Consider the following 21,105-nt stretch of genomic DNA (forward strand, 5'->3'; position numbering starts at 1 on the left):
ATCCGTGCCTGCGAGCAGGCAACCCGCGGCGCCGGAAATCCTTCCTTACGGACGGACACCGCGCGCGAACGATGCGTGCGAATTGGACAAACGGAATGAACAGGGGGGAGTCGTGCAGCGACGTTCCGTACTCGCGACGACGATGGCCGCACTCGCCTTGACCGTCACTGCCGCCTTCACCGTGACCGGCTGCGGCTCGGGGCGGATGGCGGCGCTGCACGCCAACTGCAAGACCAAGGGCCTGAGCTGGCGGGTCACCGTCCTCAAGGCGGCGCCGCACAGCGCCCAGCGGCAGGCCCGGCTGTCGGTCGTCAACAAGGGCTCGCAGCCGTGCGTCTTCAACGGCTTTCCCACGTTCGCCGTCCACGTCGGCAAGGGACCGTCGTCGGACGGCAAGGGGCAGGGCCGGATCATGCCGATAGACCTCCGGCGCGGTGGCACGGTCACCACCGACCTGCGCTACAAGGACCATGCGCCCGGTATGACGCCCGCCGACTGCCTGGTCAGCAATGACGAGGTCGTGGTGGGCGCGCCCCGTGACCGCCACCAGAAGGTGATAAAGGTCCGGGACGAGAAGGGCAAGAAGACCCGGATGAACATCTGCGAGCAGACCGTCTGGATGGGCCCGCCCGTCGAGCGGAACGGCTGAGCCGTCCCGGCGCGGGCGGCTCAGCCGCTCTCCGCGGCCGGGGCGGACGTCGGCACGGCGGGCGCCGGGACGGTGCCGTACGCCGGGCGGGCCGGCAGGGCCCGCAGCCAGAACTCGGCGGCCAGCGTCGGGTCCAGCGGCCGCAGTGCGCCGGTGTCCGGCTGGAGGGACGTCAGGACCGGGCGCAGCGCCTCCGGGCGGATCAGGCCCAGCGCCGCCAGCCGGGAGTCCGCGCACAGCGCGGCCAGCGCCCGGCGGTTGCGGCGCAACCCCGCGTGCAACTCCGCGCTGTGCGCGCGCCGGCCGCCGCGGCCCAGGACCGGGCCGGGCACGGTGCCGCGCATCGCGGCCGCCAGCACCGGCTTTCCGCCGGCGCCCGGCACCCGGTCCGCGAGCCGGACGGCCAGCGCCGCCTCGATCACCGCGTCGTCCAGGAACGGCGCCTCGTAGGCCACGCCGTAGGCCGAGGTCAGGGCGTCGATGCCGCGTACCCGCTCGCCGGCCCGGACCGCGGCGGCGGCCGTCTCGTGCTGGGCGCGCAGCGGGTCGAACGGCTCGGGCGCCGCGGCGGCCGCCTCGCGCAGCAGCCGGCGGACCGTGGCGACCGCGTCCGGGTGCGCCCAGGGCGGCATCGCCGGGACGTCCTCCCAGTCCGTGCCGGCGGGGCGGCGGCGCGCGCCGGGGGTGATCCGGTCGGCGCCGGCGGCCAGCCAGCGGGGGTAGCAGCGGCCGCCGAGCAGGGTGCGGATGGTGGCCGGCAGCGTCCAGGGGGCGATCCTGCGGGCCCGGCGGGCCAGGCGCACGGCGGTGCGGAGGTCGCCGCGGGCGAGGGAGTTCAGGGCCACCGGCCGCAGTGCGAACAGCTCGTCGCCGCCGACGCCGGCCAGGTGCATCCGGGAGCCGAACTTCGCGACCAGGCGGGCCTGGTGGAGCAGCCGGGCCGCGTCCCGGACGGCGGCCAGCGGGCCGGCGGGGTCGGTGTGCGCGGGCTGCGCGGGCGGGGTGTACCAGGTGGGGGCGTCGGTGTACGGGAGGGAGAGGTGGCGGCCCTCGTGGCGGACGCGGCTGAGGCGGTAGGCGCTGTGGGCGCTCCACAGGGGGCCGTCGTCGGCCGGGTCGCGGCCCTCCCAGCCGGTGGTGATCAGTTCGGTGCCGTCGCGGGCGGCCAGGAAGCACAGGCTGGTGGAGTCCAGGCCGCCGGAGAGGTCGGCGCTGAGCGTGGCGCGGTGCGTGCGGGCGTGGACGGCGGCGCTGAGCGCCTCCCGTACCGCCTCGGCGGCGTCCGGAAGCGGGAGGTCCGGCTCCGGCGGGCTCCACCAGCGGTCCTCGCGGTACCGGCCGGCCGGGTCGTGCGCGGCGCAGTGGCCGGGCGGTACGGCGTGCACCGCGCGCCAGGGGGTGCGCAGCGCGAGGGGTAACGGGGCGCCGGGCGCGAGGAGTTGGGCGGCCAGTGCCTCCTCGTCGACGGTGCCGGCTCCGGGCGCGCCGGGCAGCCCGGCGGCGGCCGCGGCGTGCGCCAGCGCGGCGAGGTCCTGGGGGCGGCTGCCCAGCACGGTGAGGCCGCCGAGTTCCGTGCGGTGCAGCCGGCGGACCGCGGAGAGGCTGCCCTGGGCGCGGATCTCGGCGCCCATGCAGGCCAGCAGGAAGAAGCTGCCGGGGAGTTCGTGCCGCAGCCCGGCGAGGTCGTCGAGGGAACGCAGCCGGCGGAGCAGCCGGGCCAGGGCGCCGGGGGTGGCCGAGGTCGCGCCGAGCAGCACCGCGCAGCGCGGGCCGACCCGTTCGGTCACCAGCTCCTCGGGCCGCCAGTGGCCGACGATCCAGGGGCGTCCGGAGAGGTGGGTGATGGTGCGGGTGGCGGGGGTGCTGGGCAGGCAGGCGGCGAGCCGGTCGGTGACGGGGTGGTCGGGGAACACCAGGAAATCCACGGGGGGTTGCCACTCCTTGGCCTCTGGGCGTGACGGTGCGGGCCGCGGTCGGGAGACGGGCGGGACGGCGGGGCGCGGGGCGGTCCGGCCGCGGGCGGCCGGACCGGCCTCGGTGCTGCCGGGGCGGGGAGGTGCCCCGGCAGGGGGATCGTGCGGCGGCGGGGACGTCAGGAGCCGCGCCGTCCGCCGGTGATCCGCTGCGGGGGTCGGTGCATGGCATCCCTTTCCTTCCGGTGTCCGGGGCCCGGCATCCCTGCGGGGGCGGGGTGTGGCGCCCTGGCAGAGGCGAGGACCGCCGCCGGACGGCGGGCCACGGGCGGGCCCGACGCCTCTCGCGACGGAGCGTGGTGGGCTGATTACGGTGCGTCCGATAAGAAGGCTGGCAGTGTCCGCGGCACGTGCCATTACCCCGTTCGGGTGAAGGCAGGGGCGCGTGGTGCACGGCGGCGCACCGCCCCCGCTCCGTACGCCGCGGATGTGCCGCGGCGGCTCACCGCGTGCACCCGCCCCGCGTGAGCGCAAGGTTTCGCGCCGGTGACGTGCTGCCACAGGGCGGTAACCCGCCGTCCCTAGCGTCGTACCGGACCCGGTCCGCCGCATCGGACCCGGTCCGCGGACCGCACCGACCTTGGGAGGCGCCATGACGGCCCAGACCGCGACGGAGACCGCGGCCACCCGCAGCACGGGTGGCCGGGTGAGGAAGGGGCGGCGCTGGATCGAGCGCTGGGACCCGGAGGACGAGGTGTTCTGGCGGGAGTCCGGGGAGCGGATCGCCCGGCGCAACCTCGTCCTGTCGGTGCTGACCGAGCACATCGGCTTCTCCGTGTGGAGCCTGTGGTCGGTGATGGTGCTGTTCATGGGGCCGGAGTACGGGATCGACCCGGCCGGGAAGTTCTTCCTGGTGGCGGTGGCGACGGCGGTGGGCGCGGTGCTGCGGGTCCCGTACACCTTCGCCGTGGCGCGGTTCGGCGGGCGCAACTGGACGGTCTTCAGCGCGCTGCTGCTGGTGGTGCCGGCGGCGGCCGCGGCGGTGGTGATGCGGCCGGGGACGCCGTACGGGGTGTTCCTGGCGGTGGCCGCGCTGGCCGGTGTCGGGGGCGGCAACTTCGCCTCGTCGATGACCAACATCAACGCCTTCTTCCCGCTGCGCAGGAAGGGCTGGGCGCTGGGGCTGAACGCCGGCGGCGGCAACCTCGGGGTGCCGGTGGTGCAGCTGCTGGGGCTGCTGGTGATCGGCACGGCCGGGGCCGCGCAGCCGCGGCTGGTGCTCGCCGTGTACCTGCCGCTGATCGTGCTGGGGGCGGTGCTGGCCGCGCTGTTCATGGACAACCTCGCGCCGGTGGCCAACGACACCGGGGCGGCCGTGGCGGCGGCCCGGGACCGGCACACCTGGGTCATCGCGCTGCTCTACGTCGGCACCTTCGGGTCGTTCATCGGCTACAGCTTCGCCTTCGGGCTGGTCCTCCAGAGCCAGTTCGCGCGCACCCCGCTCCAGGCGGCGTCGCTGACCTTCCTCGGGCCGCTGCTGGGGTCGCTGGCCCGGCCGGCCGGCGGATGGCTGGCGGACCGGTACGGCGGCGCGCGGATCACCCTGGGCGGCTTCGCGGCGATGGGCCTGGCCACCGGGGTGGTACTGGCCGCCTCGGCGGGGCACTCGCTGCCGCTGTTCCTCGCCGGCTTCACCGCGCTGTTCCTGCTCACCGGCCTGGGCAACGGCGCCACCTACAAGATGATCCCGGGCATCTTCCTGGACCGGGCGGTGCGCCGGGGGCTGGCCGGGGAGGAGGCGGCGGCCCACGGGCGGCGGCTCTCGGGGGCCGCGATGGGACTGATCGGGGCGGTCGGTGCGCTCGGCGGGCTGGGCATCAACCTCGCCTTCCGGGAGGCGTTCGCCGCCACCGGCTCCGGGGCGGCCGCGTTCGCCGCGTTCCTGGTGTTCTACGCGGTGTGCGGGGCGGTCACCTGGGCGGTGTACGTGCGCCGGCCGGAGCGCGGGACGGCCGCTGAGGAGCCGGACGGGACGCGCCGGACCGTATACGCGGACGTCTGAGAACCACGGCCCGGGAGGCGCTTCCGTAACAGCGGGGAAATACTGGCGCACCGGGCCTGTCACGTGCCGTTGGCAGGCTCGACATCCGGCGCGGGTGCGCCGGAACCGCGGCGGCACCCGTGCGTGCCACGGACGGAGCGCACGGCGCAACAGAACCACTCGGCGGAGCGGGACGGACCGATGCACGATCAGCAGCAGGAGGAGGCCGGGCGGGAGCCCGTCGAACAGGGCCGGGGGCTGCGCCCGTTGGAGGGCTTCACCGTCGGGGTGACGGCGGCCCGCCGGGCCGAGGAGCTGGGCGCGCTGCTGGAGCGCCGCGGCGCCCAGGTGGTGCACGCCCCGGCGCTGCGCATCGTGCCGCTGTCGGACGACGCCGAACTGCTCGCCGTCACCCGCGCGTTGACCGACGACCCGCCGGACGTGGTGGTGGCCACCACCGCCATCGGGTTCCGCGGCTGGATCGAGGCGGCGGAGGGCTGGGGGCTGGGCGAGGCGCTGCTGGGCCGGCTGGCCGGGACGGAGCTGCTGGCCCGCGGCCCCAAGGTGCGCGGCGCGATCCGGGCGGCCGGTCTGACCGAGAAGTGGTCACCGGCCTCGGAGTCGATGGCCGAGGTGCTCGACCATCTGATGGCGGCGGGCGTCGACGGCCGGCGGATCGCCCTCCAGCTGCACGGGGAGCCGCTGCCGGGGTTCGTCGAGGCGCTGCGGGCCGGCGGCGCGGAGGTGGTCGGGGTGCCCGTCTACCGCTGGATGCCGCCGGCCGACCTCGGGCCGGTGGACCGGCTGCTGGACGCCGTCCTGGCGCGCGGCCTGGACGCGGTGACGTTCACCAGCGCGCCGGCCGCCGCCTCGCTGCTGCGCCGGGCCGCCGAGCGCGGCATCCAGCCGGAGCTGCTGGCCGCGCTGCGGCAGGACGTGCTGGTGGCGTGCGTCGGGCCGGTGACGGCGCTCCCGCTGGAGGCGCTGGAGGTGCCCACCCGGCAGCCGGAGCGGTTCCGGCTGGGCCCGCTGGTGCAGCTGCTGTGCCGGGAACTCCCGGGCCGCATACCGCCGTTGCCGGTCGCCGGCCGGCGGCTGGAGATCCGCGGCCGGGCCGCCGTGGTGGACGGCGCGCTGCGCCCGGTGCCGCCCGCCGGGATGGCGCTGCTGCGGACCCTGGCCCGCCGCCCCGGCTGGGTGGTGGCCCGCGCCGAACTGCTGCGGGCGCTGCCGGGCACGGGCCGGGACGAGCACGCGGTGGAGACCGCGATGGCGCGGCTGCGGACGGCGCTGGGGGAGCCCCGGCTGATCCAGACGGTGGTCAAGCGCGGCTACCGGCTGGCGCTGGACGCGGCGGCGGAATCCGGGAAGTACTCCGGGGAGTACGGGAACGGCCGCTGAGGCGACGGTCTCTGAGGTGGGCCTGACCCGGGACTGACGGGCCGCCGCGCCCCTCAGGCCGGGTTGCTCACCCGGATCTTGGACTGCCCGTGCGGCCGGGCCTCCCAGTCCTCCATGAAGCGCGCCGCCAGCCCGTGCCCGCGGGCCAGCCGCAGCAGGGTCTCGGTCCGGTAGTAGAAGTCCTCGCGCAGGACCTGGTGTTCGGCGCCCTCGGTGCGGTCGAAGGTGAAGTCGAAGAAGCCGCCGGGGGCCAGGATCCGGCCGACGTGCGCCAGGCACTCGTCGATGACGGGCAGCGGCGAGTGCGAGAAGACGCTGTGCGCGTGGACGACGTCGAAGTGCGCGGCCGGCAGGAAGTCCAGCTTCAGGTCCTGCGTGAGCGTCAGATGCGGGAGTTTGTCCTGGAGTTCGTAGGTGGCGAGGGTCCGCTTGGCGGCTATCAGGATGTCCGGGGAGATGTCGATCCCGTAGTAGTCGCCGGTGTCCAGGTGGGCGATGAAGCGCCAGCCGGCCCGGAGGTTGCCGCAGCCGATGTCGAGCATCCGGTGCCCGGGGCGCAGCCCGTGCTCCACGAGGTAGTCGAACTGCATCTCGCCCAGTGCCAGCCAGCGTTCGTGGCTGCGGCTGCCGACCGCGGCCTCCGGGTCGCGGCCGGTGTCCGAGGCCATCACCGCGCGGTAGTACGCGACGTGGTCGGGGTGCTTCAGGCGCAGCCAGGTGTCGCGGGCGGTGCGCTTGACGTAGGGGGCGATCCGGGCCGGGTTGCGGACCGCGTAGCCGAGCTTGTGGGTCAGCGTGGAGCGGTTCTTGAGCAGCGGGGAGGACGACATGCCGCGGACTATACAACACATGTATACGCGCAGTGTCTACGCGTGGTGTCTACGCGGGATGTTGCGTGCGGGTCCCTGCTGGTGCCGGGCGAAGTGCCCGCGCCGGGCGGCCACTTGGCGCGCCGCGGACCATTTCGCTCCGCTGCCGCCCGCCCGCGGCCTTCCGGCGGGCGGCGCGGGCGGGCACCCTGGGAACGCTCCCGTACGCCCCCGGCGCCCCCTTTCCCGCGTCCCCGTGTCCGTTCGCAAGGAGTGACAGGCACATGGCAGCCATGGCAGCCCCCTACGACCTCCGGTTCGACTGCGGGCGGATCTGCCTGGACCTGGTGGCCACCGCCGGCGGCGCCCCGGCCGCCGGCGAGCGGCTCACCGGCCCGGCGTCGCTGGCCGCCTGGCTGACCGGCGCGGGAGTGGTGCCGCCCGGCGCCCCGCTCGACGCCGTCGACGCCGGCTGGGTCGCCCGTTTCCGGGCGCTGCGCGAGCTGCTGGGCCGGGTGGTCCGGGCCGAAGTGCGCGACCGGGCCGCCGCGGCCGACCTGGCGTTGCTCAACACCGCCGCCGAGAGCGCCGCACCGCCCGCCGTGCGCGCGGTCCGCGGCCCGGACGGCGCGCTGGCCGGCGCCCTGGCCGGTCCGCCCGACTGCGCCGGGCTGCTGGCGGCGGTGGCCCGGGACGCCGTCGCGCTGCTCACCGACCCGGCGGCGCGCGGCCGGCTGCGCCAGTGCGCCGGCGACGGCTGCCCGCTGGTCTACCTGGACACCTCGCGCGGCCGGCGCCGCCGCTGGTGCTCCAGCGAGGTCTGCGGCAACCGCGCCCGGGTGGCCCGGCACCGGCGGCGGACCGCGGGGGCCGCGTGACGCGCGGCCGGGTCCGGCCTCCCCGTCACCGGATCCGGTGACCGCGCCCCCGTATCCGACCGCTTTGGCCGGGTCTGCCCGACCGAACCGCCTTCCGAATCGACATCCGACCGCCGACGTCCGGTTTTGTCCATACCTCCAGGTGCGCACCGTGCCGGGTTCGCGTACGGTTGACGGCTGCCCTACGCACAGCAGAAGGGGGCTTGGGTGGCCGCGCACAACGCCACGCACGCACCGGACCACGCACCGGATTCCGTTCGGGACCGCGAGATCGAGGCCGAGCAGGCGCATCTCGACCGCGTCTACCGGCGCCTCGAGGAGAAGATCCACGAGGCCGAGTTCCTGATGGACGACGCCGCCAAGCGCGGCCAGGTGGGCACGCCCGGCGCGCTCGCCGAACGCGACGCCCAGGTCTTCCAGGCCGGCGTCCACCTCCACCGGCTCAACTCCGAGTACGAGGACTTCCTCTTCGGCCGGATCGATCTGCTCCTGGGCAAGGACGGCCAGAAGGGCCCGGACGGCGCCTACACCTCCGTGGAGCCGGCCGACGGCGTCATCCGGGACGGCCGCGCCGCCATCGCCGAGACCCTGCACATCGGCCGCCTCGGCGTCCTGGACGCGGACTACTCCCCGCTGGTCATCGACTGGCGGGCGCCGGCCGCCGCGCCCTTCTACCGCGCCACCCCGGTCGCCCCCGGCCGGGTCGTCCGCCGCCGGGTGATCCGCTCCAAGGGCCGCCGGGTGCTGGGCGTCGAGGACGACCTGATGCGCCCGGAGGTCACCGCCACCCTGGACGGCGAGGAGCTGCCGGCGGTCGGCGACGGCGCGCTGATGGCCGCGCTGGGCCGGGCCCGCAGCCACACCATGCGGGACATCGTCGCCTCCATCCAGGCCGAGCAGGACATGGTGATCCGGGCCCCCGCCGCCTCCGTCACCGAGGTCGAGGGCGGACCCGGCACCGGCAAGACCGCGGTCGCCCTGCACCGCGCCGCCTACCTCCTCTACCAGGACCGCCGCCGCTACGCCGGCGGCATCCTGATCGTCTCCCCGACCCCGCTCCTGGTCGCCTACACCGAGGGCGTGCTGCCCTCCCTGGGCGAGGAGGGCCAGGTCGCCATCCGGGCGCTCGGCTCGCTCGTCGACGGCGCCGAGGCGACCGCCTACGACCCCCCTGCCGTCTCCCGCATCAAGGGCTCGGCGCGGATGCAGAAGCTGCTGCGCAAGGCGGCCCGCGGGGCCCTGGAGGCGGCCGCGCCGCGCGCCCGCACCGCCGAGGACACCCAGCTGTCCCTGGAGGACCTCGCCGCCGGAGCCGGCGACACCCCGGCCCCGCCCACCCGCCTCCGGGTCGTCGCCTTCGGCGCCCGGCTCGAACTGGACGAGGCCGAGCTGCGTGCCGTCCGCCAGTCCGCGCTGGGCGGCACCGCCCCGGTCAACCTGCTGCGCCCGCGCGCCCGCCGGCTGATCCTGGACGCCCTGTGGGCCAAGTCCGGCGCCGCCCGCCGCTACTCCGACCCGGAGTTGGCCGCCGAGGCCCGCCAGGGCTTCGACGAGGACCTCGTCACCGAGCCCGACTTCCAGGCGTTCCTCGACGCCTGGTGGCCGGAGCTCACCCCGCGCGGCGTCCTGGCCGCGATGGCCGACGAGCGCCGCCTCGGCCGCTGGGCACGCCGCCTCCTCAACCCCCGTGAGGTCCGCCAACTCGCCCGCTCGCTGCGGCGGTTGGGCGACGACGGCCGGGGCCCGCTGTCGGTGCACGACGTCGCGCTGCTGGACGAGCTCCAGCAGATCCTGGGCGCCCCGGCCCGGCCGGCCCGCCCCCGCGAGGCCGACCCGCTGGACCAGCTGACCGGCCTGGAGGAGCTGACCACGTACGCGGACCGGCTCTCCGCCGGCCGGGGGCGCAGGGAGCGCCTGGAGGAGGAGCGCACCGACTACGCGCACGTCATCGTCGACGAGGCCCAGGACCTGACGCCGATGCAGTGGCGGATGGTCGGCCGCCGCGGCCGGCACGCCACCTGGACGGTGGTCGGCGACCCGGCGCAGTCCTCCTGGTCGGACCCGGACGAGGCCGCCGAGGCCCGCGACGAGGCGCTCGGCACCCGCCCGCGCCGCCGCTTCACCCTCACCGTGAACTACCGCAACCCGGCCGAGATCGCCGAGCTGGCGTCCCGGGTGCTGGCCCTGGCCATGCCCGGCACCCCGGCGCCCAGGGCGGTCCGCTCGACCGGCCTGGAGCCGCGGTTCGCGGTTACCGGGGCGGTCGCCGCCCGCGATACGGACGATGCCGCCGACGCGGAGCTGGCCCGGGCCGTGACCGCCGAGGCCGAACGCCTGCTGGCCGAGGTCGAGGGCACGGTCGGCGTCGTGGTGGCGATGCGCCGCCGCGCACAGGCCCGCGACTGGCTGGCCGGCCTCGGCGACCGCGTGGTGGCGCTGGGCTCCCTGGAGGCCAAGGGCCTGGAGTACGACGCGACCCTGGTGGTCTCGCCCGCCGAGATCGCCGACGAGTCCCCGGCCGGCCTGCGGGTCCTCTACGTCGCCCTGACCCGCGCCACCCAGCAGCTGACCGTGCTCTCCGCCGCCCCGGACGACCCGGACGAGGAGGGCGTCCCGGACCTGCTCCGCGACTAGGACACGCTTGGGTGAACGGGCCCGGCCCGGGGCCGGTGTGCTGCCATCCGAGGGGTTGTGAAATCGGCTGCGCGGGACGGGATTCGCTTGCCGGGATGGTTTGTTAGCCTTGGTGGCGGCACCGGCTCGATCCAAGCCCCCGGGCCCAACCATCGTCGCTACGAGCGACCACTTGCCGCGAGGCGAGCATGGCGGGTCGGTGTCATCAAGCAGCGGCGCGGGCGCCCCTCCTCCGGGAGGGGCGCCCGCGGTCGTTTCCGCCCGGCCGCCGTTTCCGCTCGGTCGCGCCCGCGTGTGCGCGGCGGCTGACGCGTGTCTGGCTGATTCCCGTCCGGCGGGAGGGTTCCGCTCGGGCGATCAGTTCTCGTATGGTGGAAGAGTCTTTCCGTAATTCGTAGCTGGTTACCGTGTACCGGCTGGTAGGTGGGACGATCGAACGACGCGCTCCGGCTCGGCAACCCCTGAGATCCGGAGCCGCTCAGAGCCAAACCAGGGAAAGCAGAGGAAGTCGGCCATGGCAACGGCGCCTAGCGTCTCGTATTCGATGACGGTGCGACTGGAGGTGCCGGCGAGCGGCACCGCCGTCAGCCAGCTCACCACGGCCGTGGAGTCCTCCGGCGGGTCGGTCACCGGCCTCGACGTGACCGCGTCCGGCCACGAGAAACTCCGGATCGACGTCACGATCGCAGCCACCTCCACCGACCACGCCCAGGAGATCGTCGCCAAGCTGCGCGGCATCGAGGGCGTCACGCTCGGCAAGGTCTCCGACCGGACCTTCCTGATGCACCTCGGCGGCAAGATCGAGATGTCGTCCAAGCACCCGATCCGGAACCGCGACGACCTGTCCATGGTCTACACCCCCGGCGTCGCCCGGGTCTGCCAGGCCATCGCCGACAACCCCGAGGACGCCCGCCGGCTCACCATCAAGCGCAACAGCGTCGCGGTGGTCACCGACGGCTCCGCCGTCCTCGGCCTCGGCAACATCGGCCCGAAGGCCGCCCTGCCCGTCATGGAGGGCAAGGCGGCCCTCTTCAAGCGCTTCGCCGGCATCGACGCCTGGCCGCTCTGCCTGGACACCCAGGACCCCGACGCGATCGTCGAGATCGTCAAGGCCATCGCCCCCGGCTTCGCGGGCATCAACCTGGAGGACATCTCCGCGCCCCGCTGCTTCGAGATCGAGGCCCGGCTGCGCGAGGCCCTGGACATCCCGGTCTTCCACGACGACCAGCATGGCACCGCCATCGTGGTGCTCGCCGCCCTCACCAACGCGCTGCGCGTCGTCGGCAAGAAGATGGAGGACGTCCGGGTCGTGATGTCCGGCGCCGGCGCGGCCGGCACCGCCATCCTCAAGCTGCTGCTGGCCGCCGGCGTCGGGCACGCCGTGGTCGCCGACATCCACGGCGTGGTGCACGCCGCCCGCGCCGACCTCGTCGACGCCGACCCCGACTCGGCGCTGCGCTGGATCGCCGACAACACCAACCCCGACGGCGTCACCGGCACCCTCAAGGAGGCCGTGGACGGCGCCGACGTCTTCATCGGGGTCTCCGCCCCCAACGTCCTCGACGGCGACGACGTGGCCCGCATGGCCGACGGCGCGATCGTCTTCGCGCTGGCCAACCCGGACCCGGAGGTCGACCCGGCCCTCGCCCGGCAGACCGCCGCCGTCGTCGCCACCGGCCGCTCCGACTTCCCCAACCAGATCAACAACGTCCTGGTGTTCCCCGGGGTCTTCCGCGGCCTGCTCGACGCCGCCTCGCGTACGGTGAACACCGAGATGATGCTGGCCGCGGCCCGCGCCCTCGCCGACGTCGTCCTGGACGACGAGCTCAACGCGAACTACATCATCCCCAGCGTCTTCAACGAGAAGGTCGCGGGCGCGGTGGCCGGCGCGGTGCGCGACGCGGCGAAGGCCGCGGGCGAGGCTGTGACGGCCGCCACGGGGGTCTGAGACGGCGCGTCGCAGGACGTGCCCCCAGCAGGCCACCCATAGGGTGGCGGGTGACCCTCCAGGGTGCCGGATTGGCTTTACCGCCGCAGGTGGGGGCAGGATGCGTATTCGGGCGCGAGGGTCTGGCACGCAGACCCGGGTCCGGAGACTGTCCGAGGGCCCTGGCAGCATCGGCTTCGCTGAGCCCAAACATGCGGCTCTGCCGCGTGGCACGCCGCATTGGCAAGAAGAACACGGGAGTACATACATGAACCGCAGTGAGCTGGTGGCCGCTCTGGCCGACCGCGCCGAGGTGACTCGCAAGGACGCCGACGCCGTTCTGGCCGCGCTCGCCGAGACCGTCGGCGAGGTCGTCGCCAAGGGCGACGAGAAGGTCACCATCCCCGGCTTCCTGACCTTCGAGCGCACCCACCGTGCCGCTCGCACCGCGCGGAACCCGCAGACGGGTGAGCCGATCCAGATCGCGGCCGGCTACAGCGTGAAGGTCTCCGCGGGCTCGAAGCTCAAGGAAGCCGCCAAGGGCAAGTAAGGCCCTTCCCACGGCATGTCGGGCGGTCACCCTTCCCGGAGGGTGGCCGCCCTTGCGTATGCCCGCGTACGCGCCGCTCAGGGCCCTCGCGGGGCATCCGCGGAGGCCGGGGACCCGGGGCCGGGAAACGCGAAGGCGCCGCGCGGTCGTCGCGGTGCGACCGGCGCGGCGCCTCCTGGCGCGTACGGGCGGGGGATCAGCCCCGCGGGCCGCCGTTCGGCAGCTCCACCTTGGCGCCCAGCTCGACGAGCTTCTCCATGAAGTTCTCGTAGCCGCGGTTGATCAGGTCGATGCCGTGCACCCGAGAGGTGCCCTGCGCCGCCAGCGCCGCGATCAGGTACGAGAAGCCGCCGCGCAGGTCGGGGATGACCAGGTCGGCGCCCTGGAGCCGGGTGGGCCCGGAGACGACCGCGGAGTGCAGGAAGTTGCGCTGGCCGAAGCGGCAGGCGGAGCCGCCCAGGCACTCGCGGTAGAGCTGGATGTGGGCGCCCATCTGGTTGAGGGCGGAGGTGAAGCCGAGACGGGACTCGTAGACCGTCTCGTGGACGATCGACAGGCCCGACGCCTGGGTCAGCGCGACCACCAGGGGCTGCTGCCAGTCGGTCTGGAAACCGGGATGGACGTCGGTCTCCAGGGCGATGGCGTCGAGCGAGCCGCCCGGGTGCCAGAAGCGGATGCCCTCGTCGTCGATCTCGAAGGCGCCGCCGACCTTACGGAAGGTGTTGAGGAACGTCATCATGGAGCGCTGCTGGGCACCCCGGACGTAGATGTTGCCCTCGGTGGCCAGCGCCGCGGACGCCCAGGAGGCGGCCTCCAGGCGGTCCGGGAGGGCGCGGTGGGTGTAGCCGTCGAGCTTGTCGACACCGGTGATCCGGATCGTCCGGTCGGTGTCCATGGAGATGATCGCGCCCATCTTCTGCAGCACGCAGATCAGGTCCTCGATCTCCGGCTCCACGGCGGCGTTCGACAGTTCGGTGACGCCCTCGGCCAGGACGGCCGTCAGCAGCACCTGCTCGGTCGAGCCGACCGACGGGTACGGCAGCCGGATCTTGCAGCCGCGCAGCCGCTGCGGGGCCTCCAGGTACTGCCCGTCGGCGCGCTTCTCGATCTTCGCGCCGAACTGCCGCAGCACGTCGAAGTGGAAGTCGACCGGCCGGCCGCCGATGTCGCAGCCGCCCAGGCCCGGGATGAAGGCGTGGCCCAGCCGGTGCAGCAGCGGGCCGCAGAACAGGATCGGGATCCGCGAGGAGCCGGCGTGCGCGTCGATGTCCGCGACGTTGGCGCTCTCCACGTGCGAGGGGTCCAGGACCAGCTCGCCGGACTCGTCGCCCGGGCGCACCGTGACGCCGTGCAGCTGGAGCAGCCCGCGCACCACGCGGACGTCCCGGATGTCGGGGACGTTGCGCAGCCGGCTCGGACCGCTTCCCAGGAGGGCGGCGACCATGGCCTTGGGTACAAGGTTCTTCGCACCGCGAACCCGGATCTCGCCCTCCAGCGGGGTGCCGCCGTGGACAATCAGTACGTCGTCAGTGGAGACGGTCATGGATCTCGCGTTCCTGGAGTCGGTCTGGGCCACGAGAAATGGTAAGGGCGGCCGAGGGGGTGCCCGTGGCGATGGACCGGGTCCGGCCATGTAATGGCTTTGTCACAACACGCTCCGCTACAGGCCGCCTGTGATGCGTCATCGCTATTTGCGGCGTACGCGGTGAATGTCGCGAATGCATCATTCGGTGCCGGACGCGTGCGCCGGGGCCTGCCGCCGTACGCCCGCCCTGTTCTCCCGGCGGGTCCGGGCGTTGACTCCCCCTTCGGGCCGGAAGTGCGGGATCATGTGGCCATGACCGAGGTGTCCTCGCTCACAGGGCGGCTGCTCGTCGCCACACCCGCGCTCGCCGACCCGAACTTCGACCGGGCGGTGGTGCTCCTCCTCGACCACGACGAGGAGGGGTCCCTCGGTGTGATCCTCAACCGCCCCACCCCGGTCGGCGTCGCCGACATCCTCGCCCCCTGGGCCGAGCTGGCCGGGGAGCCGGGAGTGGTCTTCCAGGGCGGCCCGGTCTCCCTGGACTCTGCGCTCGGGGTGGCGGTGGTGCCCGGTGGCGGGACGCCCGGCGAGAGCGCCCCCTCCACGGGTAGCGCGAGCCACGCCGGCGGCGCGGGCGGCGGGACGGCCGGCGCGCCGGCCGCGGACCCGGCCGACGGCGCCGGGCCCGGGGACGAGCCGCTGGGCTGGCGCCGGGTGCACGGCGCGATCGGCCTGGTGGACCTGGAGGCCCCGCCGGAGCTCCTCGCCACGGTCCTCGGCAGCCTGCGGATCTTCGCCGGGTACGCCGGCTGGGGCCCCGGCCAGCTGGAGGACGAGCTGGTGGAGGGGGCCTGGTACGTCGTCGAGTCCGAGCCGGGCGACGTCTCCTCGCCCGATCCGGAGCGGCTGTGGCGGGCGGTGCTGCGGCGGCAGCGGAATGAGTTGGCGATGGTGGCTACTTATCCGGATGATCCGTCGCTGAATTGACCGCGGCGCTTGGCTGGCTTCCCACGTTGTCGGCTGTCCCGCCGTAGGGGTTCGCCGCTGCTTTTGCGCCTGCGGCGCGATTCCGCTGCGCGGGGCTGTTGGGTGCGGTGACGGGCCTGCGGGGCAGGGGTGTGCCGGACTGCTGTCGCTTTACGTCCGGCACACCCCTGCCCCTCCGGCCCGTCACCTCCCGTTGTGGGGTGGATTTCGGTGGGTGGGGGCGTGCGTGAGCGGTTGCCTGCCGGTTTGTGTTGAGGGCGCTGTAGTGCCCTGTGCGCCGGGTGGTGTGCCCGGGCGCGTGCCGGGGCTTTGTGACGGCTTTGTCATGGGGCGTTGTCGGACCCCGTCGCTATCGTTCGCAGTGCCAGGAACGCTGCGTGGTCGCATGGTCGCGGCCGCGCCGAAGGGACGGGGGAGAGCACCATGCACAGGCCGAGCGTGCCCGGGGATCTGGACCATCCGGAGCAGGTGTGGGCGCGGGCCGCGACGCTGGCGGTGGTGGCCGCGGCCATGCGCGACGGCGACGAGTACTCCTTCGGCCCGGACGGCCTGGCCTGCTGGAACTGCGGTGGCTCGTACTGGTGGCGGCTCGCGCTCTACGACGGCGGCCGTGCCCTGCTCTGCGGCCAGGACTCCGACGGCAGCTACACCCACAGCGGCGACCGGCAGATCGACTTCCTGGCGGGCGGCCCCGCGTGGCTGCCCTGGGAGCGGCTGCGGGACGACGCCCGGGGCAATCTCCTCGGCTTCGCCTACTGGTACGAGGACGGCGCCTGGGCCCGTGCCCCGTATCCCGCGGCGATGCCGGACGACGGCCTGGAGATGGCGATGGGCTGGGCGGCGCCCGGTGATGCGGCGGTGAAGGAGATCACCGGGCGTCTGGTGGCTCGCACCGAGACCGATGTGCATCCCGCGGAGACGGTCCGCGCGTTCATCGGGGCCGCCGCGGCCCGCACGGTCCGCGCGGCGGACGTCTCCGCGCTGCTGGACGCGGTCTGCGGCCCGGACTGCTGGTACGAGGTCCGTCCGGCGGCCGCGCTGGCGTTCGCCGCGGAGCTGGGGCTGACGGCCGGAGAGCGGGAGGTGGTGCCGGTGGTGGCCTCGTAGGGCCTGTCGCCGAATTCCCGCCTGCTGTCCGTCGGTCGGCCCGCCCTACGGGCGAACGACGGGAGCCGTCAGCGGTGGTGCCGGCCGCCCAGGGTGAAGAAGCGCTCGGCCAGGGGGTGGGCGTCCCGGGCCGGGAGGGCGAGCCGCACCGGCACCGGCGGTGCGTTCTTCAGCCGGACGTAGCGGATCCCGGGGTGCGGGTGCCGTTCGGCCACCCCCTCCGGGGCCACCCCGATCCCGTGCCCGGCCGCCACGGCCTCCAGCCACTCGTCGAAGTTGTCCGCGGTGCAGGCGAGTTGGGGGCGCCGCCCGGCCGGCCACAGCTCGGGCCGGGTGGTGCCGGTGACGGTGTTGACCACCAGCGGCAGCTCCGCTAGCTCGGCCCAGTCCAGCACCCGTCGGCGGGCCAGGCTCCCCGGGGCGGCGGCCCGCGGCACGGCGGCCACCCGCGGCTCCCGCAGCAGGAGCGCGGTGCGCAGCCCGGCGTCCCGCGGCATCTCGCCGCGGAGCACCACCACGTCCGACTCCCCGGTCTCCAGTCCGGCCAGCGGGGAGTCCCGGCGGACGAGCCGGACGCCGGCCCCGGTCTCCGCCTCGAAGCCGGCGATCAGCGCGCGGCAGGCGGCGGGCAGCAGCGAGGTGAAGCCCAGCCGCAGCACCGCCGGCCCGGCGGGGGAGCGCAGCGCGGCCGCGAGCCGGGGCAGCAGGGGCGCGAGGTCGGCGTAGAGGCGGCGGCCGGCGTCGGTGAGGGCGACCCGGCGGGTGGTCCGGTCCAGCAGCCGCACGCCGAGCGCAGTCTCCAGGGCCCGCACGGACCGGGTCAGCGCGGGCTGGCCGATCCGCAGCCGGTCCGCGGCGTGGGTGAAGCTGCGCTCCTCCGCGACGGCGAGGAAGCCCCGCAGATGCCGCAGTTCGACCCCGTCGAGGGCCGGGTCGGCGAGCCGGTCGTCGGTGCCGGGGGCGGGCTCGTCGGGGTCGCCGGGGGCCGGCGCCGTCGCGGTGCCGGCGCCGTCCTGGATACCGCGGAGACCATTCATGCCGCCCCAGCATAAGTGCTCCGTACGGGCATTTCCCCGGCCATCCGGAGACTGCCTACGTTTCCCCCGAGCGGTCCGCCCCGGGCCGGGGAAGGTCCCCGGCCCGCCGGACCACCAGGGGAGATGAGCGCGGTGCGCAAGGTCTGGCTGCTGACGCTGGGGGCTTTCACCCTCGGCCTGGACGCGTACGTGATGGCGGGACTGCTGCCGGTCATCGCCGCGGACGTGGGCACCCGGGTGTCCCTCGCCGGCCAGCTGGTGACGGTCTTCACCCTGGCCTACGCGATCGCCGCGCCACTGGTCGCCGGACTGCTCTCCGGGGTGCGGCCCCGGCTGCTGATCCTGGCCGCGCTGGCCGTCTTCACCCTCGGCAACGGCCTGACCGCGCTGGCCCCGTCGCTGGGCACGCTGCTGGCCGCCCGGGTCGTCGCGGGCGCCGGCGCCGGGGTCTACTCCGCGCTGTCCACCGCGGCCGCCGCCGCGCTCGTCCCCGAGGAGAAGCGCGGCCGGGCACTGGCGCTCGTCATGGGCGGGATGAGCGCGGGCACCGTGCTGGGCGTGCCGGTCGGGGTGCTGCTGGCCGAGCACACCGGCTGGCGGGCCACGCTCTGGCTGGTCACCGCGCTGGGCGCGGTCGCGCTCGGCGGACTGGCGGCGCTGCTGCCGCAGGTGCCGGCGGCGCCCGCCGTCCCCGTACGGGCCCGGCTGGCCGCCATCGCCGACCGCAAGGTGGCGCCCGTCGTCACCGTCTCCTTCCTCGCCGCGGTGGCCAGCCTCGGCCTCTACACCTATCTCGCGCCGGTGCTGGCCGCGGCGGGCGGCGTCCACGAGGTCGCCCCGTACCTGTGGGCCTGGGGCGCCGGCGGCGTGCTGGGAAGCGTGCTGGCCGGGCCGCTGGTGGACCGCACCGGGCGGGCGCGGACGCTGGCCGGCGGGGTGCTGCTGGTGGTCGCCGCGGCCCAGGCCCTGCTGCCCACCCTGGCGGACGTGGCGCTGCCCGGCGCGGTGGCCGCGCTGGTCGCCTGGGGCGCGGCCGGCTGGGCGTTCCAGGTGCCGCAGCAGCACCGGCTGCTCCGGGCGAGCGAGCAGCGCGGCACCGTCGCCCTCGCGCTGAACAACTCGGCGCTCTATCTGGGCAGCGCGGTCGGCTCGGCGCTCGGCGGGCTGGCCCTGGCGGCGGGGCTGTCGCCGGCCGCGCTCCCCTGGGCGGCGGCCGGGGTCGCGGCCCTGGGACTGCTGGTACATCTGGCGGCGGGCCGACGCTCCCGGCCCGCGCCGCGCGTGAGTACCCTTGGCACTTATGAGCACTCTTGAGCCCGAGCGCGGGGCAGGTACGGGGACCCTCGTAGAGCCGACACCGCAGGTGTCGCACGGCGACGGCGACCACGAGCGCTTCGCCCACTACGTCCAGAAAGACAAGATCATGGCGAGCGCGCTCGACGGCACTCCCGTCGTGGCGCTCTGCGGCAAGGTCTGGGTCCCGGGCCGCGACCCGAAGAAGTACCCGGTCTGCCCGCTGTGCAAGGAGATCTTCGAATCCATGGGCGCCGGCGGCGACAAGGACAAGGACGGCGGCAAGAAGTAACGGCCGGCCGCGGCGCGCGCCGAGGAGGCGCGGCGCCCCGGCCCGCCGCCCCGCGCGCGAAGTCGGCACGGGCCCGGGTCCCTGGTGGGGACCAGGGCCCGTCGCCGTGCCCGGCACCTCCGCCGCCCCGGCCGGCCCGGGGCGGACCGGGGCGGACCGGGGCGGACCGGACGCCGGCGCGGGCCCTCCGGCGCGGGTTTCTCCGCGCGGCGGCGCGGTGAAGACTGACGTCGTGACAGATCTGGAGACCGCACCCCCCACGGGTCTGATCCCGGCCCCGCTCAGCCGCGACCTGGGCGACGCCGGAGCCTGCCCCCGGACCGTGCGGCTCGGCGCGCAGACCGCGCTGGCCGCCGCCCCCGGCACCGAGGACACCGCCCGCTGGCTGCGCGCCACGCTGGGCGCCGCCTTCGCCCTGCCGCTGCCGCCCGGCTCCGCCGAGGCACCGGACACCCTGGCGCTCGCCCTCGACCCGGCCCTGCCCGACGAGGGCTACCGGCTCGACGCCGACGCCCGCTGGGGCGTGCGCCTCACCGGCGGCGGCCCGGCCGGCGTCTTCTGGGGCGCCCAGACGCTCCGTCAGCTCCTCGGCCCCGCCGCCTTCCGGCGCGCCCCGCTCGGCCCGCGGCACACACCGGGCCTGCCCGAGCAGACCGTCGAGGACGCCCCCCGCTTCCGCTGGCGCGGCCTGATGCTGGACGTCGCCCGGCACTTCCTCCCCAAGGACGGCGTGCTGCGCTACCTCGACCTGATGGCCGCCCACAAGCTGAACGTCCTGCACCTCCACCTCACCGACGACCAGGGCTGGCGGATCGAGATCCTGCGGTATCCGCGGCTGACCGCGATCGGTGCCTGGCGCGAGCGCAGCCGGCTCGGCCACCGCGACTCGCCGCTGTGGGACCCGCGCCCGCACGGCGGCCACTACACCCAGGACGACATCCGCGAGATCGTCGCCTACGCCGCCGCGCGGCAGATCACCGTCGTCCCCGAGATCGATATCCCCGGCCACTCCCAGGCCGCCATCGCGGCATACCCCGAACTGGGCAACACCGACGTCATCGACACCACCTCCCTGAAGGTCTGGGACACCTGGGGCGTCAACCCCAACGTACTGGCACCCACCGACAACACCCTGCGCTTCTACGAGCACGTGCTGGAGGAGGTCCTCGGGCTCTTCCCGTCGACGTTCGTGCACCTCGGCGGCGACGAGTGCCCCAAGGACCAGTGGCGCGCCTCGCCGACCGCCCAGGACCGGATCGCGGCACTGGGCCTGGACGGCGAGGACGGCCTGCAGAGCTGGTTCATGCGGCACTTCGACCGCTGGCTCACCGCCCGCGGCCGGCGGCTCGTCGGCTGGGACGAGATCCTCGAAGGGGGCCTGGCCGAAGGCGCGACGGTCTCCTCCTGGCGCGGCTACGCCGGCGGGATCGCCGCGGCCAAGGCCGGCCACGACGTCGTCATGTGCCCCGAGCAGCAGGTGTACCTGGACCACCGTCAGGACCCCTCCCCGGACGAGCCGGTGCCGATCGGGTACGTGCGGACCCTGGAGGACGTCTACCGCTTCGAGCCGGTGCCACCGGAGCTGACGGGCGAACAGGCCGCGCGGATCCTCGGCACCCAGGCCAACGCCTGGACCGAGGTCATGGACAGCCCGCAGCGCCTCGACTACCAGGTCTTCCCGCGGCTGGCCGCGTTCGCCGAGGTCGCCTGGTCCCGGCTGCCCGTCCCGTCCGCCCGCGACTACCAGGACTTCACCCGCCGGATGACCGACCACTACGCCCGCCTCGACGCCCTCGGCGTGGACTACCGCCCGCCCGGCGGCCCCCGCCCCTGGCAGCGTCGCCCCGGCATCCTCGGACGCCCCTTCGACGGGTCGCCCCCAAACGTGTGAGCCCCCCGGCAAGCGGGGCGCCCGTCCGGCCGGACCCTGCAACGGTGGAGCACGTTCACCGGAACCGGCGGACGAAACGGGACAGGGCCCGGCGCCCTCTTAGGGGACGGAACACCGCTTCGCGCACCCTCGCGTACCGGGTCCGCGAAGATGTGCCAGAGTTGCCACGTC

Annotated in this window: 16 protein-coding genes; 12 read left to right on the top strand and 4 right to left on the bottom strand. The window is 74.9% G+C overall.

What is annotated here, in order from left to right; genetic code table 11:
• The first annotated feature begins 112 nt into the window (after positions 1 to 112).
• Positions 113 to 649 carry a DUF4232 domain-containing protein gene (locus tag ACRAS8_RS22120; RefSeq protein WP_438487727.1) on the top strand — a complete coding sequence of 179 codons (537 nt, stop codon included), beginning with the start codon at positions 113 to 115 and terminating at the stop codon, positions 647 to 649.
• A 20-nt stretch (positions 650 to 669) separates the two neighbouring features.
• Here ACRAS8_RS22120 and ACRAS8_RS22125 read toward each other — a convergent pair whose 3' ends face one another.
• The gene (locus ACRAS8_RS22125; protein WP_438487728.1) at positions 670 to 2,574 is read right to left on the bottom strand and encodes an asparagine synthase-related protein; all 1,905 of its coding nucleotides are present in this window, start codon (positions 2,572 to 2,574) and stop codon (positions 670 to 672) included.
• A gap of 640 nt (positions 2,575 to 3,214) precedes the next feature.
• Between ACRAS8_RS22125 and ACRAS8_RS22130 the strand changes: the two genes are divergently transcribed.
• Positions 3,215 to 4,624, top strand: a complete 1,410-nt coding sequence (locus tag ACRAS8_RS22130) for an MFS transporter (protein ID WP_438487729.1) — start codon at positions 3,215 to 3,217, stop codon at positions 4,622 to 4,624.
• Positions 4,625 to 4,804: 180 nt separating this feature from the next.
• Positions 4,805 to 6,004, top strand: a complete 1,200-nt coding sequence (locus ACRAS8_RS22135; protein ID WP_438487730.1) for a uroporphyrinogen-III synthase — start codon at positions 4,805 to 4,807, stop codon at positions 6,002 to 6,004.
• 53 nt (positions 6,005 to 6,057) lie between these two features.
• On the opposite strand, the gene ACRAS8_RS22140 is transcribed toward ACRAS8_RS22135, so the two are convergent.
• Positions 6,058 to 6,834 carry a class I SAM-dependent methyltransferase gene (locus tag ACRAS8_RS22140; RefSeq protein ID WP_438487731.1) on the bottom strand — a complete coding sequence of 259 codons (777 nt, stop codon included), beginning with the start codon at positions 6,832 to 6,834 and terminating at the stop codon, positions 6,058 to 6,060.
• A 272-nt stretch (positions 6,835 to 7,106) separates the two neighbouring features.
• Between ACRAS8_RS22140 and ACRAS8_RS22145 the strand changes: the two genes are divergently transcribed.
• From ACRAS8_RS22145 to ACRAS8_RS22160, 4 genes are all read left to right on the top strand, one after another.
• Entirely contained in the window at positions 7,107 to 7,691 is a 585-nt protein-coding gene (locus ACRAS8_RS22145; RefSeq protein ID WP_438490567.1) for a CGNR zinc finger domain-containing protein, read from the top strand.
• A gap of 207 nt (positions 7,692 to 7,898) precedes the next feature.
• Positions 7,899 to 10,325 carry a HelD family protein gene (locus ACRAS8_RS22150; RefSeq protein ID WP_438487732.1) on the top strand — a complete coding sequence of 809 codons (2,427 nt, stop codon included), beginning with the start codon at positions 7,899 to 7,901 and terminating at the stop codon, positions 10,323 to 10,325.
• Between the two features lie 514 nt (positions 10,326 to 10,839).
• The gene (locus ACRAS8_RS22155) at positions 10,840 to 12,273 is read left to right on the top strand and encodes an NAD-dependent malic enzyme (protein WP_438487733.1); all 1,434 of its coding nucleotides are present in this window, start codon (positions 10,840 to 10,842) and stop codon (positions 12,271 to 12,273) included.
• 247 nt (positions 12,274 to 12,520) lie between these two features.
• Entirely contained in the window at positions 12,521 to 12,802 is a 282-nt protein-coding gene (locus ACRAS8_RS22160) for an HU family DNA-binding protein (RefSeq protein ID WP_004951951.1), read from the top strand.
• 196 nt (positions 12,803 to 12,998) lie between these two features.
• Here the strand turns inward: ACRAS8_RS22160 and murA are convergent, their stop codons facing one another.
• Complete coding sequence (gene murA / locus ACRAS8_RS22165) at positions 12,999 to 14,345, bottom strand: UDP-N-acetylglucosamine 1-carboxyvinyltransferase (protein ID WP_438487734.1); 1,347 nt, start codon at positions 14,343 to 14,345, stop codon at positions 12,999 to 13,001.
• Between the two features lie 294 nt (positions 14,346 to 14,639).
• On the opposite strand from murA, the gene ACRAS8_RS22170 reads away from it, so the two are divergent.
• Together ACRAS8_RS22170 and ACRAS8_RS22175 are read left to right on the top strand one after the other, a co-directional pair.
• The gene (locus tag ACRAS8_RS22170) at positions 14,640 to 15,314 is read left to right on the top strand and encodes a YqgE/AlgH family protein (protein WP_438487735.1); all 675 of its coding nucleotides are present in this window, start codon (positions 14,640 to 14,642) and stop codon (positions 15,312 to 15,314) included.
• A gap of 423 nt (positions 15,315 to 15,737) precedes the next feature.
• A complete protein-coding gene (locus tag ACRAS8_RS22175; protein ID WP_438487736.1) occupies positions 15,738 to 16,421 on the top strand; it encodes a hypothetical protein in 684 nt (227 codons plus the stop codon).
• Between the two features lie 68 nt (positions 16,422 to 16,489).
• On the opposite strand, the gene ACRAS8_RS22180 is transcribed toward ACRAS8_RS22175, so the two are convergent.
• Positions 16,490 to 17,458 carry a LysR family transcriptional regulator gene (locus ACRAS8_RS22180; RefSeq protein WP_438487737.1) on the bottom strand — a complete coding sequence of 323 codons (969 nt, stop codon included), beginning with the start codon at positions 17,456 to 17,458 and terminating at the stop codon, positions 16,490 to 16,492.
• Positions 17,459 to 17,581: 123 nt separating this feature from the next.
• On the opposite strand from ACRAS8_RS22180, the gene ACRAS8_RS22185 reads away from it, so the two are divergent.
• From ACRAS8_RS22185 to ACRAS8_RS22195, 3 genes are all read left to right on the top strand, one after another.
• A complete protein-coding gene (locus ACRAS8_RS22185) occupies positions 17,582 to 18,772 on the top strand; it encodes an MFS transporter (RefSeq protein ID WP_438487738.1) in 1,191 nt (396 codons plus the stop codon).
• Complete coding sequence (locus ACRAS8_RS22190; RefSeq protein WP_026247947.1) at positions 18,759 to 19,043, top strand: DUF3039 domain-containing protein; 285 nt, start codon at positions 18,759 to 18,761, stop codon at positions 19,041 to 19,043. Before ACRAS8_RS22185 ends, ACRAS8_RS22190 begins: the two co-directional genes overlap by 14 nt.
• Before the next feature lie 232 nt (positions 19,044 to 19,275).
• On the top strand, positions 19,276 to 20,934 hold the full coding sequence (locus tag ACRAS8_RS22195) for a beta-N-acetylhexosaminidase (RefSeq protein WP_438487739.1): 1,659 nt from the start codon (positions 19,276 to 19,278) through the stop codon (positions 20,932 to 20,934).
• The last annotated feature ends 171 nt before the right edge of the window (positions 20,935 to 21,105 follow it).

Origin of the sequence: Streptomyces sp. S186, assembly GCF_051603415.1 — a bacterium.
Lineage (GTDB): Bacteria > Actinomycetota > Actinomycetes > Streptomycetales > Streptomycetaceae > Streptomyces.